This window comes from Kribbella pratensis, assembly GCF_004366075.1.
In the GTDB taxonomy this organism is placed as follows: domain Bacteria; phylum Actinomycetota; class Actinomycetes; order Propionibacteriales; family Kribbellaceae; genus Kribbella; species Kribbella pratensis.
The window spans coordinates 635,953-656,232 of the sequence record NZ_SODU01000001.1 but is presented as its reverse complement, the minus strand read 5'-3'; the positions used below and the strand labels follow the sequence as shown (position 1 = coordinate 656,232).

General features: G+C 69.3%; 23 protein-coding genes. 10 read left to right on the top strand and 13 right to left on the bottom strand.

The window, feature by feature from the left end; all coding sequences use genetic code 11:
* Positions 1–7 precede the first annotated feature (7 nt).
* A complete protein-coding gene (locus tag EV137_RS03200) occupies positions 8–631 on the bottom strand; it encodes a TetR/AcrR family transcriptional regulator (protein ID WP_134126419.1) in 624 nt (207 codons plus the stop codon).
* A gap of 94 nt (positions 632–725) precedes the next feature.
* Here EV137_RS03200 and EV137_RS03195 point away from each other — a divergent pair, with 94 nt between their 5' ends.
* The 4 genes from EV137_RS03195 (at position 726) to EV137_RS03180 (ending at position 4,043) form a co-directional block, all read left to right on the top strand.
* A complete protein-coding gene (locus tag EV137_RS03195; protein ID WP_134126417.1) occupies positions 726–1,475 on the top strand; it encodes an SDR family NAD(P)-dependent oxidoreductase in 750 nt (249 codons plus the stop codon).
* Between the two features lie 79 nt (positions 1,476–1,554).
* Complete coding sequence (locus tag EV137_RS03190; RefSeq protein ID WP_133789233.1) at positions 1,555–1,923, top strand: cupin domain-containing protein; 369 nt, start codon at positions 1,555–1,557, stop codon at positions 1,921–1,923.
* On the top strand, positions 1,920–2,333 hold the full coding sequence (locus EV137_RS03185) for a hypothetical protein (protein ID WP_134126415.1): 414 nt from the start codon (positions 1,920–1,922) through the stop codon (positions 2,331–2,333). The genes EV137_RS03190 and EV137_RS03185 overlap by 4 nt, the downstream gene beginning before the upstream one ends.
* An 18-nt stretch (positions 2,334–2,351) precedes the next feature.
* A complete protein-coding gene (locus tag EV137_RS03180) occupies positions 2,352–4,043 on the top strand; it encodes a hypothetical protein (RefSeq protein WP_134126413.1) in 1,692 nt (563 codons plus the stop codon).
* 37 nt (positions 4,044–4,080) lie between these two features.
* On the opposite strand, the gene EV137_RS03175 is transcribed toward EV137_RS03180, so the two are convergent.
* The 3 genes from EV137_RS03175 to EV137_RS03165 form a co-directional block, all read right to left on the bottom strand.
* The gene (locus EV137_RS03175) at positions 4,081–4,461 is read right to left on the bottom strand and encodes a VOC family protein (protein ID WP_134009929.1); all 381 of its coding nucleotides are present in this window, start codon (positions 4,459–4,461) and stop codon (positions 4,081–4,083) included.
* A 71-nt stretch (positions 4,462–4,532) separates the two neighbouring features.
* Entirely contained in the window at positions 4,533–5,267 is a 735-nt protein-coding gene (locus EV137_RS03170; protein WP_134126411.1) for a helix-turn-helix transcriptional regulator, read from the bottom strand.
* Between the two features lie 35 nt (positions 5,268–5,302).
* Complete coding sequence (locus tag EV137_RS03165; RefSeq protein ID WP_134126409.1) at positions 5,303–5,926, bottom strand: VOC family protein; 624 nt, start codon at positions 5,924–5,926, stop codon at positions 5,303–5,305.
* Positions 5,927–6,053: 127 nt separating this feature from the next.
* Here EV137_RS03165 and EV137_RS03160 point away from each other — a divergent pair, with 127 nt between their 5' ends.
* A complete protein-coding gene (locus tag EV137_RS03160) occupies positions 6,054–7,769 on the top strand; it encodes a cation:proton antiporter (protein ID WP_134126407.1) in 1,716 nt (571 codons plus the stop codon).
* Here the strand turns inward: EV137_RS03160 and EV137_RS03155 are convergent.
* Together EV137_RS03155 and EV137_RS03150 are read right to left on the bottom strand one after the other, a co-directional pair.
* Positions 7,766–8,500 carry an alpha/beta hydrolase family protein gene (locus tag EV137_RS03155; protein ID WP_134126405.1) on the bottom strand — a complete coding sequence of 245 codons (735 nt, stop codon included), beginning with the start codon at positions 8,498–8,500 and terminating at the stop codon, positions 7,766–7,768. The two genes, EV137_RS03160 and EV137_RS03155, sit on opposite strands and share 4 nt — an antisense overlap.
* 183 nt (positions 8,501–8,683) lie before the next feature.
* Entirely contained in the window at positions 8,684–10,084 is a 1,401-nt protein-coding gene (locus tag EV137_RS03150) for a sulfatase family protein (RefSeq protein ID WP_134126403.1), read from the bottom strand.
* A gap of 65 nt (positions 10,085–10,149) precedes the next feature.
* Between EV137_RS03150 and EV137_RS03145 the strand changes: the two genes are divergently transcribed.
* From EV137_RS03145 to EV137_RS03135, 3 genes are read left to right on the top strand one after another with little or no spacing between them, the layout of a single operon-like run.
* Positions 10,150–11,283: an ROK family transcriptional regulator gene (locus EV137_RS03145; protein WP_202870801.1), complete on the top strand. Its 1,134-nt coding sequence runs from the start codon at positions 10,150–10,152 to the stop codon at positions 11,281–11,283.
* On the top strand, positions 11,280–12,893 hold the full coding sequence (locus EV137_RS03140; RefSeq protein WP_238175061.1) for an alpha-L-arabinofuranosidase family protein: 1,614 nt from the start codon (positions 11,280–11,282) through the stop codon (positions 12,891–12,893). The genes EV137_RS03145 and EV137_RS03140 overlap by 4 nt, the downstream gene beginning before the upstream one ends.
* 31 nt (positions 12,894–12,924) lie before the next feature.
* Complete coding sequence (locus EV137_RS03135) at positions 12,925–13,311, top strand: hypothetical protein (RefSeq protein ID WP_134009943.1); 387 nt, start codon at positions 12,925–12,927, stop codon at positions 13,309–13,311.
* Here the strand turns inward: EV137_RS03135 and EV137_RS03130 are convergent.
* From EV137_RS03130 to EV137_RS03105, 6 genes are all read right to left on the bottom strand, one after another.
* Complete coding sequence (locus EV137_RS03130) at positions 13,289–13,861, bottom strand: GNAT family N-acetyltransferase (RefSeq protein WP_134126399.1); 573 nt, start codon at positions 13,859–13,861, stop codon at positions 13,289–13,291. The two genes, EV137_RS03135 and EV137_RS03130, sit on opposite strands and share 23 nt — an antisense overlap.
* A complete protein-coding gene (locus EV137_RS03125; protein ID WP_134126397.1) occupies positions 13,858–15,462 on the bottom strand; it encodes a RecQ family ATP-dependent DNA helicase in 1,605 nt (534 codons plus the stop codon). The genes EV137_RS03130 and EV137_RS03125 overlap by 4 nt, the downstream gene beginning before the upstream one ends.
* Before the next feature lie 34 nt (positions 15,463–15,496).
* A complete protein-coding gene (locus tag EV137_RS03120) occupies positions 15,497–16,072 on the bottom strand; it encodes a dihydrofolate reductase family protein (RefSeq protein WP_134009949.1) in 576 nt (191 codons plus the stop codon).
* Positions 16,073–16,163: 91 nt separating this feature from the next.
* The gene (locus EV137_RS03115) at positions 16,164–16,904 is read right to left on the bottom strand and encodes a class I SAM-dependent methyltransferase (RefSeq protein WP_202870800.1); all 741 of its coding nucleotides are present in this window, start codon (positions 16,902–16,904) and stop codon (positions 16,164–16,166) included.
* Between the two features lie 111 nt (positions 16,905–17,015).
* Positions 17,016–17,660, bottom strand: coding sequence for a VOC family protein (locus tag EV137_RS03110; RefSeq protein WP_166679757.1), 645 nt, complete (start codon positions 17,658–17,660; stop codon positions 17,016–17,018).
* Between the two features lie 40 nt (positions 17,661–17,700).
* Positions 17,701–18,522 carry an Fpg/Nei family DNA glycosylase gene (locus tag EV137_RS03105; protein ID WP_238175060.1) on the bottom strand — a complete coding sequence of 274 codons (822 nt, stop codon included), beginning with the start codon at positions 18,520–18,522 and terminating at the stop codon, positions 17,701–17,703.
* A 34-nt stretch (positions 18,523–18,556) separates the two neighbouring features.
* Between EV137_RS03105 and EV137_RS03100 the strand changes: the two genes are divergently transcribed.
* Positions 18,557–19,231, top strand: a complete 675-nt coding sequence (locus EV137_RS03100) for a transglycosylase SLT domain-containing protein (RefSeq protein ID WP_202870799.1) — start codon at positions 18,557–18,559, stop codon at positions 19,229–19,231.
* Positions 19,232–19,242: 11 nt separating this feature from the next.
* On the top strand, positions 19,243–19,872 hold the full coding sequence (locus EV137_RS03095) for a DUF1684 domain-containing protein (RefSeq protein ID WP_202870798.1): 630 nt from the start codon (positions 19,243–19,245) through the stop codon (positions 19,870–19,872).
* On the opposite strand, the gene EV137_RS03090 is transcribed toward EV137_RS03095, so the two are convergent.
* Positions 19,852–20,280, bottom strand: coding sequence for a hypothetical protein (locus EV137_RS03090; RefSeq protein WP_134126391.1), 429 nt, complete (start codon positions 20,278–20,280; stop codon positions 19,852–19,854). The two genes, EV137_RS03095 and EV137_RS03090, sit on opposite strands and share 21 nt — an antisense overlap.

The window sequence follows — 20,280 nt, the reverse complement described above, 5'->3', positions numbered from 1 at the left end:
GCGAACCCTACGGAACGGCAGGGCGCGTCAAGGCGTGCAGGTGGTCGATCATGGTGTCGACGGCGATGCGCAGCGGCGCGGGGTCGCGATTCACCTGACTCAGCAGCAGCCCGCCCTGCACTGCCGCGAGCATCGCGACGGCGAGGTTCCCCGGGTCGGCGTCGCGGGCCAGCTCGCCGCGTTCCTGCATTTCGCTCAGACCATCACGGATGAGCTCCTGCCAGCGCGCGAAGGCGGCGGCGAGCTGGGTGCGGGCGACCGGGTCGCTGTCCGAGAGGTCGCTCGCCAGCGATCCGAGCGGGCACCCGCCGACGCACTGCATCTCGGTGAGGATGCCGACCATCACGTCCCGCCACCGGCCGAGCGAGTCGATCGTGTCGAGCCGCTCCAGACAGCCTTGCTGTACGTCGAGCGCCTGCGTCGCCTGGTGGTCGATGACGGCCGAGACCAGCGCGTCCTTGCCGGGGAAGTAGTGGTACAGCTGCGACGGGCTGACGCCGGCCGCCACCTGGATGTCCTCGATCGTGGTGCGCGCGACGCCGTACTCGAGCATCAGCCGCGCCGCGGCCACGACGATCCGGTCCCGGGTCGCCTGCCCTTTGCTGGTCAGCCGCCGTGCGATTTCGGTCATGCCACCCACCGTACAGATTTTGGAGTTGATACTCCAATTTCGTCGGAGAACTATCGGTGCCAACGACTCCAACTAGTGGATGGATGGAACCGATATGACGCAGGACTTCGCCGGCCGGACCGCACTCGTCACCGGCGGCAACAGTGGGATCGGCCGCGCCGTGGCCGGGCAGTTGGCCCGGCGCGGCGCGCACGTGGTGATCGGCGGACGCGACGTCGCCCGAGGGAACAGGGCGGTCGGTGAGATCCGGGCCGAGGGCGGTACGGCGGACTTCGTCCAGGCGGATCTTGCCGATGTGGCGAGTGTGCGGTCGCTGGCCAAGCAGGCGGTCGAACTCGGCGGCGGGCAGGTCGACGTACTGATCAACAACGCCGGGATCTTCCCGTTCGGGGCGACCGCCGAGGTGCCGGAATCGGACTTCGACGCGGTGTACGCCGTCAACGTGCGGGCGCCGTTCTACCTGGTTGCCGAGCTCGCTCCGCTGATGGCGGCCCGCGGAACGGGCGCGATCGTCAACGTGACCACGATCGTCGCGTACGTCGGGATGGCCGGAATGGCGGCGTACGGCTCGAGCAAGGCGGCTGTCGAGCTGCTGACCCGGGCCTGGGCAGCCGAGTTCGGGCCGGCCGGCGTCCGGGTGAACGCGGTCAGCCCGGGGCCGATCCGCACCGAAGGCACCGCGGTGATGGGGGAGAACCTCGACAACCTGGCCGGCACGACACCCCTGCAGCGCGTCGGCGCCCCGGACGAGGTCGCCGAAGGCATCGTCTTCCTCGCCTCCGACGCAGCCTCCCTGATCCACGGCGCCACCCTCCCCATCGACGGCGGCCGCCTGGCGGTCTGACGGGCCGCGTCACGATCGTTCCCTCGGGAGTCACGCCGTACGGGTGTCCAGCGAAGTTGAACGAGTGGAGGAGGACACCATGCCGAGTGCGAACCTGGCTGCCACGCCGGTGGCGGTCGAGATTCCCGAGTTGACCGGAAGGTACGCCGCGGTGGGCGACTACACCGTCGCGTTCGAGAGCTATCCCCGTGATGTGGACCCGGCGCCGTACTTCGCCGGACTGCCCGACGACCGCTGCCAGTGCCCGCACTGGGGCGTGGTCACGGCGGGGGAGATCACCTTCCGCTGGGACGACCACAGCGAGACGTTCCGGGCCGGCGACGCCTACTACGCCGGACCGGGCCATCTCCCGCTGCTCACGGCGGGGACGAGCATCGTGGAGTTCAGTCCGACAGCGGAACTGGACAAGACGATGGCTGTCGTCGGGGCGAACCTGGAGCGGGCATGAGGACTGTCGCCACCGAGGTCGACCTGTCGGTGGCGCGGGTGGTGGAGTGGCTCGAGACCGGCGTGGCGCCGGACCGGACGTTCGCGGCGGACTGCTTCGCCGACGTGAGCCTGCCGCACTGGCGGGTGCAGTTCGCCACCGGCGCCGCGACGATCGCGGGCCGGCGTCGGTGGCATCCGTACCCGGGCGTGGTCCGGGTCGAGCGTGCCGATCGGACCGAGAGCGGGTTCGTGATGGCGTTCGAGGAGCGGTGGCGGCACGAGGAACAGAACTGGTACTGCCGCGAACAGCTCACTGCCGACGTCGACGATGCCGGTGAGATCACGGAGTTGCGGGTCTACTGCACCGGAGACTGGGACGAGGCGAGGCAGGCCGAGCACGCCGCCGAGGTGACGCTGATCCGGTCCTGAACGCCGTACCGTGATGGTGTGACGAGCCGGCGGGAGACCGAGCTGGCGGCGCGGACCCGGGTGGTTCTCGATGCCGCGGCGGGGCACGTCTTCGGCACCGAGCCGGGGCGGCTCGCGGCCGAACTGTACGACGTACTCGTCCGGACGACCGACGACGCCGGTCGTGCCCGGGTCGCCGCGGCGCTGGCCCGCTGCTGGGCGTACGGCGGGCACGCGGACCGGGCCGCGTCGTTCGCGGACGAGGCGTTGGCGCATGCGGAGCAGGCCGGCGACCCAGAGCTCATCGCGGAGTGTCTGGATGCGGTGCTCGCGGCTCACTGGGGACCGGACGAGCTGATGCTTCGGGAGGTGACAGCCGCGCTGTTGGACGAGGTGTCGGCTCACGTACTCGATCCCGAGGCGCGGCTCCGCGGCCATCTCTGGAGCTTGCAGGTCGGCTGGGAGACCCTGCGAGTGCCGGTCATCCAGCGCCAGTTGCGTGCCTTGGAGTTGCTCGCAGCAGAGTCGCCCAGAGCCCGGTTCTTCGCGGCATCCCGGCGGTGGATGTACGACCACGTCCGCGGCGTCGACGCCAGTGAGCTGATCGAGGTCGCAGAAGGTGCTGCCACGGAGGCCGGACTCGCCGATGCCTGGATGGTGACGGGCTCGATGCGTGGGTATACCGCTCTGCACGCCGGCGAGGTCGAGGCCGTTGCCGAGGTCGCGGAGCTGATGGAGCGGTTCGCACGCTCCGAGGGAGTCGTGGAGGTCGCCTCCGAAGCCGCGTCGATCTGGGCGCTGCTCGGTCATCACGATCGCGCCCGAGTCCTGCTCGAACAGCTCGGCCCGGAGGTGCTGGAGTCGCTGCCCCGGGACGTGAACTACCTCCTGAACCTGCACTGCGTACTCGAGGCCGCACTCGCGGTCGGCGACGAGCAGATCGTCGGTACGGCGGCCCGCCTGCTCACGCCGTACGAGAACCGGGCCGTGCTGAATGCCGGAGCCGTCTACTTCCACGGCGTCACCGACGACTCCCTGGCCCGAGCCGCCGCCTTCACCGGCGACCATGCCCGCGCGGACCAGCTACGAGCAAGAGCCCTGGCGACCTACCGCCGCCTCGACGCGACGTGGTGGCAGAACCGCCTGCAGTCCGCATCCGACCCGACCACGCCGGCATCTACCGAGACCGTCGTCCATTTCCGGCCGGTTGGCGACGGGCTGTGGTTGATCGGGTCGGAGGCTCGCCCGCTGCGGGCGCTCCGCGGCTTCGAGTACCTGCACCGGCTTCTGGCTCAGCCGGGCCGGGCGGTGTCGGCGATCGACCTCGTCACCGACGGCACAGCCACGGTGATTCAGCCGGACACCGGTCCGCAGCTCGACCGTCAGGCGGCCACGGCGTACCGGCAGCGACTGTCCGACCTCGCCGCCGAACTTGCCGAGGCCGCCGACTGGGGCGACCTGGCGCGCGTCGAGTCCCTCACCGCGGAACGCGAAGCCCTCCTCGCCGAACTGACCTCGGCCGTCGGTCTCGCAGGCCGCCCGCGCGCGACCGGCTCCACCGCCGAACGCGCCCGGGTAGCCGCCACCAAAGCGATCGCCACCGCCATCGCCCGCATCGAATCGCTGGACCCGCCCCTGGCCACCCACCTCCGCGACGCCATCCGCACCGGCACGACGTGCTCGTACCGGCCGCGCCCGTCCGATCACCTGATCTGGCAACTGTCCGGCTAGCTGGAGAGGTTTGGCGACGCGCGGTGGGTGGGTCGGGTCACGCGGCGGGTGGGGTGAAGACGCCGAACTGGTTGCCGGACGGGTCGCGGAGGTAGGCGAACGCCGGGGTGGCGTCGAGGCGCTTGTTGATCACGGTGCCGCCGAGCTGTTCGGCGTCGGCGCAGGTGGCTTCGATGTCGGCGACCAGGATGTAGAACACCGCATGGTTCGGCAGTTGCCCGTTGGTGCCGAAGATGCCGCCCATCGGCCGGTCGGCGCCGGAGGCCTTGATGTTGCGGTACTCGAGGCCGGTGGCGGCCAGGGCGCCGTCGGACTCGAAGGTCCAGTCGAACAGGCTGCCGTAGAACTTCTGGGTGGTCTCGGGGTCGTCGGTCGCGACCTCGAACCAGGCCAGCGTGCCGGGGGCCGGAGTACTCATCGATCTCTCTCTTTCATCCGTGGACTTCAGGTGTGCAACGGACCCCACGGTTTCAGCGGTTCGCGACAGCCCTATGTCGGAGTTGGGAAAAGATCTTCGGGACGCAGCGCGGCGTGCGGCAGTTTGGCTTCGTAACCGTCGACCTCCAGATCCCCGGTCGCCAGCGGCCGCGACGGTGGTGTCGCGGTGCGTTCGGCGCGGGTGATCCGATCCATCCGGAACACCCGGTCCTCCTGACGCAGGTGACACCAGGCGGTCAGGTAGGAGCCGTTCGGCCCGACGACGACATGCTGCGGCTCGACCTCCCGCTCGGTCCCGACACCGCCGACATCGGTGTACTCGATCCGCAGCACCTGGTTGTCGCGCACCGCGCGCCAGATCTGCTCCGCGATCTCCCCGTCCGGGTCCGGCACCGGCCGCACCAGGAGCCGCACCTTCGCCGCCGCCGTACGCGCCTCGTCGAGATCCCGGTGCGGCATCGCGGCCACGATCTTCTGCAGCGCGGTCCGGGCGTCGCGTGCGAACAGCACATGGTTGCCGCGGCTCAACGCCACCGCGACCGCCATCGCCTCCCGCGCGGTGAAGTTCAGCGGCGGGAGGCTCATCGACCGGTCCACCGAGTACCCACCTGTGCGTCCCTGTTTCGTCGCCAGCGGTACGCCGGCCTGCCCGAGAGCACTGAGATCACGCTCGATGGTCCGTACGCTCACCTCGAAACGCGCCGCCAACTGTCGCGCCGTACGCCCCCGAGGACCCGCCGCCCGCAACTCCTCGGCGAGCGCATACAGCCGATCGATCCGGTTCATGATCGGCACGCTAGCCGCGCCCACGGACAATTCGGTTACTGAGGGAGTTCGGCTCCGGTGCGCTCGGCGAGCATGTACGTGGCGTACCAGGTCGGCCAGTTCTCGTCGGCCTGGCCGGTGCGGGCCTCGTGTTCGCCGTGGGCGGCCGCGGCGCGCCGGAGGGCCGCCTCGAGGTCGTCGACGGAGGTGTACGTCGCGTCGTCGACGCGCCCGGGCAGTCGCTTGGTGACCTCCTGCAACAGCCAGGTGTTCCCGTCGGGGTCACTGAAGGTCGCGAACGACCCGTAGCTCGACCGCTCGTCCGCCGGCCCGGTCACCCGGCCGCTGGTGTCGCCGGCCTCGAACTGCGCGCCGGGAGCAGCCGGGTGGAAGACCTCGCTGACCTTGGCACCCTGCGCCAGCAGTTCCGACCGCGCCGCCTCCACATCAGTCACGACCAGGTAGAGCCCTTGCGCAGTCCCCGGCTCGGCCGAGGTGATCTTCGTACCGAACTGGACCGAGGCGGGGGAGCCCGGCGGGGTGAACTGCACGACCCGGAACCCGTTGTCGAACGCGAAGTCCGCGTCCAGCCGCCAGCCGAGGCCGCTGTAGAACTCCTTCGACCGATCGGCATCCGCGACCGGGACGACGACGGCTTCCAGCTTCAGGTCGGTGCTCATGACTTCCTCCAGAGGATTCAACTCGTTCACTGACCTCCACTGTGCGGCCTCGGCGCCCCCGTGACACCAGTGAGAATCCCTGGTCATTACCCGGGCCCACCGGGAGTCGGCCCTAGAGTGCTGTCACGTGGACCATCAGATCGTTCTGATCGCCGGTGCCGGCCTCGCGATCATGATCGCGGCGTCGGTGTTCGCACGCCGGACCGGCGTCGCCGCGCCGCTGCTGCTCGTTGCCCTGGGCATCGGGGCCAGCTACCTGCCGAGTACGCCGGCCATCCACATCGAGCCCGAGATCATTCTCGCGGGCATCCTGCCGCCGCTGCTCTACGCATCGGCGGTGCAACTCCCGGTTCTCGACGTACGGCGGAACTTCGGGCTGATCTCGTGGTTGTCGATCGTGATGGTGATCGTGTCCGCGCTGGTGATCGGGGCACTTGTCCACGCAATCTTCCCGAGTATCTCGTTCGCGCTCGCCACCGCACTCGGTGCGGTCGTGAGCCCGACCGACGCGGTCGCGGCGACCGCGATCGGGCACCGCGTCGGGCTCCCACCCCGACTGATGATCGTGCTCGAAGGCGAGAGCCTCGTCAACGACGCTTCGGCACTCGTCGTCCTGCGCACGGCGGTCGCCGCGCTGGCGGTCACCACCCACTTCAGCCTCGGCCACACGGCGCTCGATTTCGCCTGGGCGGTCGTGGGCGCGATCTTGATCGGGGTAGCGGTCGGCCTACTGACCGTCGTACTGCGGCAGCGTCTGGACGACCCGGTGCTCAACACGACGATCTCGTTCGCCGTACCGTTCCTCGCGTACTTCCCGGCCGAGGAGGCGCACGCGTCCGGCGTGCTCGCCGTGGTGCTCGCCGGCCTGCTGACCGGTGCTCTCGGCAGCCGGAAGTTCAGTGCGCGCGACCGGCAGACGCAGGCGACCACCTGGACGACGATCAGCTTCATCTTGGAGAGCGGCGTCTTCCTCGCGATGGGGTACCAGTTGCCGGAGCTGGTCGACGACGCCCGCGCGGAGACGACGATCGGCGAGCTCACCGGGCTCGTCCTGCTGGTGGTCGGCCTGCTGGTCGTCCTGCGTTTCCTCGGACTGGCCTGGCCCTGGCTGCAGAGCCGGTTCGGGCGGAACAACCGAACCGAGCAGGTGAGGGCCCAGCTGGACCAGTTCGAGGAGCACCTGGACTCGATGGAGCCGGCCGGTGCGCGCGAGGAGAACCGGGTCGCTTGGGCGCGCAAACGGCTTGCCCGCGGCCGGGCGGACGCGGATTTCGAGGAGCGCGAGCCGATTACCGGCCGCGGCCTGCTGGTGCTCGCCTGGGCCGGGATGCGCGGCGTCGTGACGGTCGCGGCCGCGCAGACGATTCCGGCGGGTACGCCGCACCGCGACACGGTCGTGCTCGCGGCGTTCATCGTCGCGCTGATCACGCTGGTGGTGTTCGGGATCTCACTGCCCGCGGTGATCGCGAAGATGCGGTTCCGTCCGGAGAGCAGCGAGGACAAGCGCGACTCGGTGCAGGCGCTGATGCGGCAGATCGGCGAGGCCGCGATCGACGCGGTCGGCCCGCTCGAGGAGCAGACCGTCGACGGTCAGCCTCTCGATCCGGTCGTGGTCAGCACGCTGAAGGACCGGATCGTGCCGCGCCTGGTCTCCGGGAGCCGGCAGCTCCGGGAGACCAAGGCGGACACGCGCGAACAGATGGAGATCCTGCAGCGCCGCTACCTCGACGCGATGCGCGAAGCCCTCGGGACCGAACGCAGCATCGGCGTCTACAGCTCCGAGACGTACCGGCGGGTCGAAGGATTCCTCGACACCGTCGAACAGCGCTTCACCACGTCCTAGCGCAGGTGGCGGTTGAAGAACCGCACCATGCTCTCGACCTCGAACCGCGGGACTTCCTTGTGCGCGCCCGCGTTCGCGTGCAGGGACTTCTCAGTCGCCGCGAACGCGTCGAACAACGCCAGCCCGGAGTCGCGCGGGATGTGCTGATCGTCCCACTGCAGCAGGAACTCGACCGGCACCTTGATCCGGCGGGCATGCTCGGCGAGCGTCCCGTCGTACCAGAAGATACCGAACACCGCGGCTGCGATCCGGGGATCGGCGGCAGCCAGCGGTACGCCGATCGCGGTGCCCATGTTGAGCCCGAAGTACCCGAACGGGCCGTCGATCTCGGGCAGTCGCTCGAGCGCGTCGAGGGTTGCCTGCCATTCGGGTACGGCGCGCTCGGCGAGATGCAGGTTGTACGGGACGACGATCGGTCCGACCGGTACGCCGGTGCTCATCGCCTCCTGCATCGCGGCGATCTGCTGGTCGTCGAGCGCCGTACGCGGCCGCTCGCCGTGACCGGGCGCGTCGATCGCGACGGCGTGGAAGCCTTCCGCGACGAGGCGCTGGGCGCGGCCGACCATCGGGAGCGCCTTCGCGTCGCGTCCGCCGCCGTGCCCCAGCAGGATGAGCGGGGCGGTCTGGGCGGGCGGTGACCAGAGCATGCCGTGGATGTCGTCGCCGAGGGTGAACTCGCGTTCGAGGACGCCGTTCGTGGTGGTGGTGCTGAGGAAGTGCAGGTCGGTCATGGTGGTGCCCTTTCAGGAGTGCCTGGTTGCGGCGCTCCTGGCGACACCTAGTCCGATCGCCCTGCCGTGACGGAGAGAGGGAGCACCCGTCGAGATACAGCGTTCATGGGTCCCACCTCCTCGCGTGAAGTCACGTCCGCCGGTACCGTACTCGCCCGCTCGAAGTGTCCGCCAACGAATTTCTCACCAGTCCGCGACGCGTTCCTGGCTGCGGTCCTCGGTGGCGACGAGGACGTCGAGGAGGAACTCCTGGAGCTCGGTGCGGATGTCTCGGTGCTGCGGGTCTTCCCAAAGGTTCTGTAGCTCGTTCGGGTCGGCGGCGAGGTCGTACAGCTCGCCGGTCCGCTCCCTGTCGGTGGCGGGGGAGCCGTGCTGGACGATGAGCTTCCAATGGTCGCGCCGGAGCATCGTGAGGTGGACCGGGGTCGCGTACGGGTGACCGCTGTTGCGGTACTCGCTCAGCGCCCAGCCGCGACCCGTTGCGCGATTGGTGGCCAGCGGCAGCAGATCCTGTCCCTCGCCGAGGGGCTGCAGTCCGGCGGCGGTGAGGATCGTGGCGCCGAGGTCGATCCACTGGACGAGCTCGGTGTTGCGAGTGCCGGCCGGGATCGTCGAGGGCCAGCGGAGGATGAGCGGGACGCGGACGGCCTCGTCGTACATCATCGGCCCCTTGAGCATCAGCTGATGGTCGCCGAGCATCTCGCCGTGGTCGCTGGTGAAGATAACGAGGGTGTCGTCGCTGAGGCCTTCGGCGTCGAGTGCGTCGAGGATCCGGCCGACCTCCTCGTCGACGAGCGTCACCATCGCGTAGTACGCCGCCTTGACCTCTTGGAGCTCTTCCGGGCTGTACGACGTGAAGCCGCGCGCGTGACCGGCGTACGACTCGTGGGACGCCTCGGTCTGGATCGACGGTTTGCCGATGAGGTCGTCGGGGAGTGGGCGGCTGAGTTGCTTGTCCCGGTAGCGGCGTACGTAGTCCTCCGGGGCGCCGAAGCCGTGGTGCGGGTCGAAGAAGTTGGCGACGAAGAGGAACGGCTTCTCGCGATCACGGGAGTGGGTGAGGAAGTCGATCGTCTGCTCGCCGATCCAATGGCTGTAGTGGATCTCGGCGGGCAACGTGTCGTAGTCGACCTCGGTGCCGGTCAGGTCAGGGCGGAGGGTGTGCAGCCAGCGGTGGTACTCGTTCTCCGACGAGCCCGGGTACGGGTCGTGGGCCCAGCGGAAGACGCGGAAACCGTCGTCGTTCCGCTTCTCGGAACGGCCGCCGAAGCATGCGTTGAGGTGGAACTTGCCGACCAGGCCGCAGTCGTACCCGGCGTCGGCGAGGTCCTTGCTGAACAGGCGCTCGTGGTCCGGCAGTCCGACGCCGTTCGCCCAGAGGCCGTGCTGGTGCACGTACCGGCTGGTCATCAAGCTGGCGCGGGACGGGCCGCAGACCGGGTTCTGCACGTAGCAGTTCTCGAACAGCACGCCCTGCGCGGCGAGCCGGTCGAGGTTCGGGGTCTCGATCTCGTCGTTGCCGGAGGCACCGAGCGCGGAGAACCGCTGCTGGTCGGTGCAGAGGAGCAGAACGTTCGGCCGCATGCGGATCAGTGTATTAAATCTGGAATGTTGACAAAAAGCTGATGCGGCGGTCACAGTCAGGTCCCGTGGGCAGGGAATCGTCCGGACCGCTCCGGCAGCTCCGGGAGACACACGAGGAACGGGTGCTGTCCGCCCTGCGCACCCGCGGTCCGCTGACCCGCGCCCAGCTCGCGGAACAGACGAACCTTTCCCGCGCGACGCTCTCGTCGATCGTGCAGACCCTCCTGAGCAAGCAGGCGCTGACCGAGCGCCGCGGCGAAGACCCGGCGCACGCTGGACTCCGCGGGCGGGGGCGGCCGGTTTCGGTCCTGACGTTGAATCCGGCCGGTGGACTCGCCCTGGGGATCGATCTCGGGCAGCGCCGGATCCAGGTGACGATCTCGAACGTCGCGCACGAGTTCGTCGCCGCGGGCGCGGTCGCCTGCGCGGAACGTACGTCGTGGGCGCGCCGCGTGCAGCTCGCGCTGGACCTGGTCGACGACCTGACCACCAGCCACGGAATCTCGTTGACCGCGCTCGCCGGCGTCGGCGTCGGCATCGTCGGCCCGGTGGCGACCGATGCGCGCTCAGAGCGGGCGGAGCTGGTGCGCGAGACCGTTTCGGCGCGGTTCGGCGTACCTGTTCAGGTGGACAACAACACGCGGCTAGCAGCGCTGGCGGAGGCGGTGTGGGGCGCAGCGGCGGGTGTCGGCAGCGCGTTGTATCTGCGGCTGTCGTACGGCGTCGGCGGCGGACTCGTGCTCGGTGGACGGCTGTTCGCGGGCGCCGGTGGCGCGGCGGGGGAGCTCGGGCACATCACTGTGGACCGCGACGGACCGTCCTGTCCCTGCGGCGGCCGCGGCTGTCTCGAGCGCTACGTATCGCTGACGACCCTGCAAGCGCAATGCAACGACATCCTCGAAGCCCGCGACCAGAAGGCACGCGACCTGCTGACGGACGCCGGCAGGCGCGTCGGCGAGGTTCTGGCCGCGGCCTGCAACACCGTCAACCCGGAAGTCGTCGTGATCGGCGGCGAACTGACCGAGACCGGCGACCACCTGTTCAAGCCACTGCAAGCCGCGCTCCGCCGGCACACCCACACTCAGGTCCATCGCACGGTACGAGTCACCCGCGCAGCACTCGGCCCCGACGCTGCCGCCCGCGGCGGCATCGCCCTCGTCCTCACGACCGCTCTCGACCAGGAGGCCTCCCGCCTGTGACTCCCGCCGCGACGATCGACATCCGCCGGGACCGGCGGCACTCCATCGACCCGATGATCTACGGGCACTTCCTGGAGTCCGCGTTCTTCGGCAATATCGAGGGCGGCGTCTTCGACGAAGGCTCGCCGCTCGCGTACGGCGGCGACAGTGTGCTTGCGCGGAACGGTCTGCGGAGAGACGTGATCGAGCTCTGCCGGGAACTCGGTCTCCCGGTGGTCCGTTGGCCGGGCGGCAACTTCACGTCGGCGTACCACTGGGAAGACGGCGTCGGACCGCGCAACTCCCGGCCGCGGCGACTCGAGCTGGCCTGGGGATCGGAGGAGAGCAACCACTTCGGGACCGACGAGTTCCTCGCCTGGTGCGCCGAGGTCGGGACTGAGCCGTACCTCGCGCACAGCTGCCGCGATGTCGAGGAGGCGGTCCGTTGGGTCGAGTACACCAACTACGGCGGCGACACCGAGTACACCCGGCGGCGGGCGCGCAACGGCCATCCGGCGCCGTACGGCGTGAAGTACTGGGGACTCGGCAACGAGGTGTACGGCGACTGGCAGATGGGCCACCGCAGCGCCGCCGCGTACGCCGCCGACGCGGCCGAGCATGCCCGCTTCATGCGAGCTGTCGACCCGTCCCTCAAGTTCATCGCGGTCGGAAAGACCGACGACCGCGACGGCTGGACCGAGACCGTACTAGGGGCCGTTGGCAACCAGATCGACTACCTCTCGTTCCACTTGTACGGCGCGACGACCCAACTGATCGACGGCGACGCGGAGTACGACGCGATCGTCGCCCAGTCGCTCTACTTCGAGCAGCAGATTGTCGAGTACTCGGACCTGGTCGGCGGAATCGCGGGCGAGCGTCCGCTGGCGCTGGCCCTGGACGAATGGAACATCAGGCACGTCGAGCCCACCACCTGGCCGGAGCCGCAGCCGTCCGACGACGGCGGGACGGTCGCCCGTGAAGTAGACGGCCTAGCGACCCGTCCGGCCCACCGCGCGAACCGGTGGAGTCCGAGAACGCTCGCCGACGCGCTCTTCTACGCCGGCGTCTTCCACGCGCTGCACCGCGCCGGCGGCCGCGAGGTCCCGGTCGCGATGGCGAACACGGTGAACCTGCTGAACGCGAACGGCGTGATCGTTGCCCGTCCCGGCGGTGCCGTGCGCGCGGCGACGTACCACGTTTGGGACCTGTACCAGAACCACCTTGGCCCGATCGCACTCGCGGCCGACGTACGGTCGCCCGGAACATTGACCGCCGTGCGGCAGGGCGACGAGCGCGACCACCACGGCGAGTTCCGCACCTATCCGGCGACCGTCCCGGATCTGGACGTCTCCGCGACCCAGACGGCCGACGGCGACTCGCTTCGCATCGCCGTCATCAACCGCCACCGCGACACCGCGATCCGCGCCGGCCTGACCCTCGACGCGAGTCGAGAAGCCCTGCCGACACGGGCTGCGGCGAAACAACTGACCGCGGACGACGTACTCGCATCCAACAGCCTGACCGCGCCGGACACAGTCAGTTTGCGCGACCTGGGCACCGTCGAACTGACCGACGCGAGCTACGACTTCCCACCTCACAGCATCACCCTGCTGTCCTTCGACCTCACCTAGCCGACCACGTCCGAGTAGTAGGGTCGCGAGCATGGACGGCGACGCGCGGGTGCTGGTGATCGGTCTCGACCCGTACCGGGTTCCCGGGCCGTGGGATCCGGAGCCGGTCGCGACCGGGATTCAGGTCGGGATGGCGGACTTCGCCGCGCACGGCGTCGGCGCACAGACGTGCCTTGTCGGGCTGGACGGCAGCGACGACATCGAGGCGGTGGTGAGCGCGGCGCTTGCGGCACAGCCGTGGGAGTGCGTTGTGATCGGCGGCGGGATCCGGAAGAACGAGGAGCAGCTCGGGCTGTTCGAACGGATCGTCAACCTGACGCGGCAGCATGCCCCAGGCGCGGCCATCGCGTTCAACTCGAGGCCCGACGACACGTACCAGGCGGCCGCGCGCTGGCTCAGCGGAGATCGAGACGCATGAGGATGCGGGGATGCCCGGCGAGGGTCGACGTGGTGTCGGCGGCCTTCGTGAAGCCGGCGTGCTCGAAGTTCTTGCGGATCCCGGCGTACGCCATCGTGAGATCGACCTTGCTGTCGCCGTTGTCGAGCGGATAGGCCTCGACGACCGGCGCCCCGTTCTCGCGCGCGAACCCCACGGCGCCGGCGATCAGCGCGTGCGAGATCCCCTGGCCGCGATGCCCCGGGCGCACCCGGATGCACCACAACGACCACACCGGCAGCTCGTCCACGTGCGGGATCTTCCGGTTCCGGGCGAACGTCGTCTCCGCTCGCGGTGCGATCGCGGCCCATCCGACCGGCGTGTCACCGTCGTACGCGAGCACGCCGGGCGCGGGCGTCGCCTGACAGAGTTCCTCGACGTAGGCAGCCCGCGCCGGCCCGCGCAGCGAGTTGTTGAGCTTGGACGGAATCCGATAGCTCAGGCAGAAGCACACGTTGGACGTCGGCGACTTCGGCCCGATCACCGCCCGCACATCCTCGAAGACACTGGCAGGGCGTACGTCGATACTCATGGAGCGACCTCGGCTTGCAGGAGTTGGTTGTGGACCATGAACGCCGTACGGAGTTCCTTGTAGCCGACGCGGTCGAACAGGACCGTCATCGTGGTGCCGTCGTAGTGCTCGACCAGACCGGGGCCGAACGCGCGATGGACGACCCGGCTGCCGACTGGGAACGGCTGGTCCTCGGGTGGCGCCGCGGTACGGCCGGCGAGATCGTTGTCGCAGTTGCCGCACGGGCCGTCGTACCGTTCGCCGAAGTAGCTGAGCAGCCACTCGCGCCGGCAACCGCCGTACTCCGCGTACGCAGCCATCATCTCGACCCGGGATCTCGCGACCTCGCGACGATCGTGCTCGACGGCCGACGCCGCGGCGACGGCCCGGTCGACGTCGACTCCGCGGGCCAGGTGGAACTGATGGCCGACAGCAACGACCCGGGCGTCGGTCAGCCGGCCCAGCGCCCGTTCGACCCGGGCTGTGCCGAGGCCCGAAGCGCCGACCAGCGCGGCGATGTCCTTCGGCCGGTGTTCGCGGATTGCGGTGGCTACCGCGAGCAGGTCGTCGTCGGTGACGCCGCCGGACGCGAAGAAGCGGTTCAGCCCCAGGTCGGCATGCCGGAAGAACAGCTCGATGTCGGCCGGTTCGCCGTCGCGCCCCGCGCGGCCGATCTCCTGGTAGTACGCGTCCACCGACGACGGCGCCTCGGCGTGGCTCACCCAGCGGATGTCCGGCTTGTCGATGCCCATCCCGAACGCGATCGTCGCGACCACGACGCGGCACTCGCCGTCCAGGAAGGTGTCCTGCACCTCGCGGCGTTGTTTCGCGGGCAGGCCCGCGTGGTACGCCTGGGCAGCGACGCCGGCCGTGTTCAGTTCGTGCGCGAGGTCCTCCGCGTGGCGATGCGTGCCGACGTACACGATGCCCGGGCCACGCGACGACCGGACGTGGCTGAGCAGCCGGCGGTTCTTGGTGTCGTCGTCGGCGAACGTGAACACGGCGAGGTTGAGGTTCGGGCGGTCGAACCCGCCGACGACGACAGCCGGGTCGTTCATCTCCAGGCGATGCACGATCTCCTTGCGCACCGGCGGCGCGGCGGTCGCCGTGAGCGCGAGGACCGGCGGTCGTCCCATCGCCCGGACCGCGGCGGCGAGACGGAGGTAGTCGGGCCGGAAGTCCTCACCCCACTCGCTGACCAGATGCGCCTCGTCGACGGCCACCAGCGTCGGCCGGGACGCGGCGAGCAGTTCGAGTACGTCGGGATGCGTGAGTTGCTCGGGGGACAGCAGGACGAATCCGGGCCGGTCGTTCGTCAACAAGTCACGGGCGGCGCGGCGGCCGGCGTGGTCGGTCGCGTTGAGCTCCGCAACCTCGACGCCGGCCGGCCGCAACGCCCGCAACTGATCGCGCTGCAACGCCACGAGCGGACTCACCACCACGGTCACCCCGCCGAGCGCCAGCCCGGCCAACTGATAGATCGCTGTCTTCCCGGTTCCGGTGGCCAGCACCGCGAGGACGTCCCGCCCGCCGACCACACCCCGTACGGCGTCCTCTTGTCCCACTCGCAGTGTCTGGAATCCCAGCCGCGCCCGAGCAAGAGCCAGCACGTCAACGGACATCGCGTGCACCCATGCCCGAACGGTAGTACAGCGGTCAGTGCTGCACGGCGTACACGAGCTTCTGGATGCCGTTGGAGTAGGACTCGCTCGAGGTGAGGGTGAGGTTGAGCTTGTCGCGGTCGGCGTCACTGAAGAGCCGCTTGCCGGCGCCGAGCAGGACGGGGAAGACGAGCAGGTTGTACTGGTCGATCAGGCCCGCGTCCGACAGGTTGCGGTTGAGGGTCGCGCTGCCGTTGATGATGATCGGGCCGCCCTCGGTCTCCTTCAGCGCGGCGACGTCGTCGAGGGAGCGGAGGATGGTGGTCTCGCCCCAGTTCGACACCAGGTCGCTGTCCTGGAGGGTGGTCGAGACGACGTACTTCGGCATCGCGTTGTAGCCGGCGAACTCCACGGTCATCCCCGGCCAGACCGGCGAGAACGCCTGGTAGCTGACCCGGCCGAGCAGGAGCGCGGTGGCCTCGGCCTGCTCTTCGCCCTTGAGCGCGTACGCCGCCTCCTCGAACGCGATGTCCTTGAAGGTCCAGCCCGCGTTGCGGTAGCCCGCCTCGCCGCCGGGCGAGTCCACGACGCCGTCGAGAGAGATGAACGCGGTGGTGATGAGGGAACGCATCTGGTGCTCCTTGGTCAAGTGGTGTGTGGTGCTTGTGCCTGAGCGTCGTGCGGGTCGCGGCGGATACGACATCCGTGAAATGTGACGCCGGTCACTTCGCGGTGATGATCCAGGCGGCGGAGTCGAACAGGATGCCGTCACCGCGGTCGTGCGCCGCGAGCATTGCACGCAAGTCGGCCCGAGCGCGCTCGGCGTCGGCCGGGGACAGCCCCGCTAGCAGTGCCAGCGGTTCGCGGAGCTGGAGCAGGTTCTCGTACGCCGTCTCGACGTCGGGACCGTAGTACAGCCGTTCACGCACCGCGGCAAACGTCACCTCGCCGAAGCCCGCAGACGTGAGGATGCCCCGCGCGACGTCCGGATCCCCGAGCGAGAACGGCGAATCGTCCCGCGCCGCCGCGTCCCCGCCGATCGTCGCTGGGATCGCCTGTGCCCATTCGTTCTCCGCTCGCGCCTGCCAGACCATCGCGACGAGCCGGCCACCAGGTCGCAACGCCCGCCGCAAGTTCGCGAACGCACCCACCGGATCGTCGAAGAACATCACCCCGAACCGGCTGATGCACACGTCGAACGACCCCTCCCCGAAGTCGTACGTCGCCGCGTCCGCGAGGAGATAGCTGATGCGTTCCTCCGCCGTACGCCGTCGCGCGTGCTCGAGCATCCGCTCGGAAACATCCACCCCGACCACATGCCCCCGCCCAGCATCCGCGGCCGCCTCCCGCGTCGTCTGCCCGCCCCCACACCCGACATCAAGCACCCGATCCCCGTCGCGCACCCCCCAGGCGCCCCGAAACCGCCCCTGCAAGAACCGCATCTCGCCGTCGTAGTCGAACACGCCCCCAGGCTAGGACCTCAACTGGAGATAGTCCCCGGCGACTGGGGACAGGCAATAGCAGGTCCCGACTCCCCATGGCCTATCCCGTGTCCCCGGATCGTGGTTCGGGAGTCAGGCGGCGACGAAGGTGACTGGGGTGCCGTCGGGGTCCTGGGTGTCGGCGGCGGGGGCCGCGGTGGTGAAGGCCAGGTGGGCGATGGTGGCGGTTGCTGGGGGTACGAGTTGGAGGGAGTCGGCGCCTAGGCGGAAGGTGTCGTCGGATACGCGTTCCATGCCGAGGTGGGTGCCGTAGAACTCGGCCGCTGCCTCGAGGTCGGGTGCCGCGACCGCCACGTGCGCGAAGCCGAGCACCGGGCCCGTCGTGATCGGCGGGACGCGGAACTCTTCCGAGCGCTGGAGCAGTTCGACGCGGACGCCGTTCGGGTCGGACAGAAATGCGAGCCGGCCCTGCCCGCTCCCGGCCACGCGGGGCGACGAGAGCTCGGCGTACCCGAGGGCCATCAGCCGGGCGTAGTCGTCGTCGAGGTCGTCGGTCATGAAGCCGATGTGGTTCAGCCCGTACGTCGCCTGCGGGTCGGGCTGCTCGTGGTGAAGCAGCTCGACCAGCCCGGTCGCGAGCTGGATGTGGACCCGGTGGACGCGCGGACCGGGCATGAACAACCGGTCGACCACCTCCGCCCCGAGCCTGCCGTAGAACGACAAGCTCGCCTCGAGATCCTGCACCCGGCCGCCGACATGGTTCAGCTCGTAGATCACTCCACCACCGTAGCAAGCGCTTTCCGAACGTGCGCTCCGCTCAGCGCGCCTGGCAGCGCCGGCACCACGTCGTACCGCGGCCGCCGACGCGGGCATGCGAAAGCGTCGTACCACATCGCGGACAGGAACCCGACGGATCGTCGCGCCGGCCGGTCAGCCACGCCGGACGCGGCGGCACCCGGCCCGCGCGGACGGACTGCCGCAGAACGGTCCGCATCCTCGCGTGCAAGCGGCGGATGTCGGCGGCATCCAGTTGGGTGCAGGCCCGGCGCGGGTTGATCCGGGCTCTCCAGAGGATCTCGTCGACGAGCAGGTTGCCCAGGCCGGCGACGACGGATTGATCCATCAGTGCCGGCTTCACCTGACCGCGACGATCGGCGACGCGATCGCGGAGCTCAGGCGCGGTGAGGTCGGCCGCGTCGGGACCGAGCTTGTTGAGCACGCGGTCGATCGCTGCTTGGTCAGGTGCGTAGCGCAGGCCGTGCAGCTTCCGCATGTCGCGAAGACGCAGTTCTCCCTGCGCGAAGCGGAACACGACCCGGTCGAAACGGTGCCGGTCCGCATCCGTCGCCCAGTGCAATGAGCCTGTCATCCCGAAATGCAGCAGGACTGCGGCCTGCCGGCGGGACGGCGTGAGCGGTACGACGAGGTGCTTGCCGTGCCGCCATGGTGGACGGAACTGGTGGCCGGCCAGTGCTCGGTGCAGCTCCGGCCCGGTCACGCCGCGCAGTACGCCGGCATCGAGGACGTCGACCCCACGGATCCGGCGACCGACGGCGTGGTCGGCGAGGACCCGCCGGAAGCCTTCGACATCGGGCAGTTCGGGCACGGTCTCGCAGTACCCGGTTGCGGACCGCTGCACGCGTGGCGCTGAGCTGTAGGTTTGAGGAGTGCAGGTGGCGAAGCGATGGGCGTGGGTCGCGGTCGGGGTGCTGGTGGCGGGGATGTGGGCGGCGTGCTCGGACGACAACAACGACAACGCCGACAAGCCGGCGTCGACCCCGAAGCACTCGACTGCCACCAAACCATCCACGACGAAACCGCCGACGAAGCCCACAGCGACGAGCACGAAGCCGTGGTACGACGACTACGATCCGGCGCACTTCGCGTCCGACGTACGGCGGTACGCGAAGCAGGCTGGGATCAACCCGCAGTTGCTGATGGCAATCTTGTACAACGAGTCGTACAAGCCGCATGATCCGAAGTTCGAGCGGCAGTGGGCGGAGGTGGACTCCGATCCGGCGTTCGGGATCGCGAACATGCACAAGCCCGCGTTCGACGACACCAAACGCGGCCGGGACTTCGCGAAGCGGAAGTGGGAGGAGCTGCCCGACAACCCCGCGCTGGCGATCCAGGCCGCGGCCTGGCACCTGCACGACCTCGCGAAACGGCTGCCGAGCAAGCGTGCCGATCTCTACACCAAGGACGAGTTGCTTGCCCTCGGCTACAACGCCGGCGGCGGCAACATGCGGATCTTCGCCCGCGGCCGCAAGGCAGGTTCGCAGGCGCAGTCGTACATCGACCGCCTGCACGACAACTGGGCGAAATCCGCCGAAGCGCTGAAGAGCTGACAGGAGACGCTGTGAACCAAGGGAACTTCGGGGCACCCGCGCTGGCCGTCGCCGACTGGCGACGACAGGTCTTCGCGCTCTACCGGGACATCCGCGCCGAGAACGATCCAGCCACCGCCCACGCCCAGTGGCAAGCCGGCCGCAACGAGCTGCTGGCGAACCACCCCGCCTCACCGGTCCCGCCGGAACGGCGCGCGACGTACGCCGGCGCGCCCGTCGCACCGTACCGCACGGAGTTCCGTTTCGAGGCGACGATCGAGACGGACGTGAAGCCGTTCAGCTGGGGGTTCCAGTCCGCGACCGACGGCGTGATCCCGTTCTCACGCGTCGGCGTACTGCAGTTGCCGGTGGGTGACCTGGACGTGTGGTGGCTGGAGTCGTACGGCGGCGGCCTGTTCGTCCCGGTGAAGGACGCGCTGGCCGGTACGTCGACGTACGGCGGAGGCCGCTATCTGATCGACACGGTGAAAGGCGCGGACCTCGGCGGGGACCTTGACGAGTTCGTCGTCGACCTGAATTTCGCGTACAACCCGTCCTGCGCCTACAGCCCGGAATGGACCTGCCCGCTGGCACCGGCGACCAACGTCATCGGCGCCGAGTTGCCGGTAGGCGAGTTGACGTCAGCTTCCACCGACCTCTAGCGCGGTCAACAGGACCAGAACAACGGTCGTGACCGCGAACAGGCCGTGGCCACCCACGACTGCGACGGGGAAGTGCCGTTCCGGAGCATCGGTGCTGGTCGCCACGGAGCCGGCGGCTGTGCGGGAGCGATACGTGGGCAACCACCGGGCCAGCATGGTGAAGCCCAGTGCCGCCACCGGCACCAGAAGGACGAACGCGGTCCACGCCAGTGCGTCGTTGTCCACGATCACGTAGAAGATCCACACCACCAGACCGGCCGCGGCCAGGGCGAAGTGGCCGAAGATCAGGGCCGGCGGGAACCGGCTCGCGCTCGGCTTGCGTGGACCGCCGTTGCTGATCCAGGTGTAGAGCAGATAGAAGCCCCCGAGCGCGGTGATCAGCCAGGTGATCAATGCGGCGATAGCCAT

Coding starts and splice junctions, on each gene's coding strand:
- EV137_RS03200 (WP_134126419.1), bottom strand. CDS start 631: ATGACCGAAATCGCACGGCGGCTGACCAGCAAAGGGCAGGCGACCCGG.
- EV137_RS03195 (WP_134126417.1), top strand. CDS start 726: ATGACGCAGGACTTCGCCGGCCGGACCGCACTCGTCACCGGCGGCAAC.
- EV137_RS03190 (WP_133789233.1), top strand. CDS start 1,555: ATGCCGAGTGCGAACCTGGCTGCCACGCCGGTGGCGGTCGAGATTCCC.
- EV137_RS03185 (WP_134126415.1), top strand. CDS start 1,920: ATGAGGACTGTCGCCACCGAGGTCGACCTGTCGGTGGCGCGGGTGGTG.
- EV137_RS03175 (WP_134009929.1), bottom strand. CDS start 4,461: ATGAGTACTCCGGCCCCCGGCACGCTGGCCTGGTTCGAGGTCGCGACC.
- EV137_RS03170 (WP_134126411.1), bottom strand. CDS start 5,267: ATGAACCGGATCGATCGGCTGTATGCGCTCGCCGAGGAGTTGCGGGCG.
- EV137_RS03165 (WP_134126409.1), bottom strand. CDS start 5,926: ATGAGCACCGACCTGAAGCTGGAAGCCGTCGTCGTCCCGGTCGCGGAT.
- EV137_RS03155 (WP_134126405.1), bottom strand. CDS start 8,500: ATGACCGACCTGCACTTCCTCAGCACCACCACCACGAACGGCGTCCTC.
- EV137_RS03150 (WP_134126403.1), bottom strand. CDS start 10,084: ATGCGGCCGAACGTTCTGCTCCTCTGCACCGACCAGCAGCGGTTCTCC.
- EV137_RS03135 (WP_134009943.1), top strand. CDS start 12,925: ATGGACGGCGACGCGCGGGTGCTGGTGATCGGTCTCGACCCGTACCGG.
- EV137_RS03130 (WP_134126399.1), bottom strand. CDS start 13,861: ATGAGTATCGACGTACGCCCTGCCAGTGTCTTCGAGGATGTGCGGGCG.
- EV137_RS03125 (WP_134126397.1), bottom strand. CDS start 15,462: ATGTCCGTTGACGTGCTGGCTCTTGCTCGGGCGCGGCTGGGATTCCAG.
- EV137_RS03120 (WP_134009949.1), bottom strand. CDS start 16,072: ATGCGTTCCCTCATCACCACCGCGTTCATCTCTCTCGACGGCGTCGTG.
- EV137_RS03090 (WP_134126391.1), bottom strand. CDS start 20,280: ATGGCTATCGCCGCATTGATCACCTGGCTGATCACCGCGCTCGGGGGC.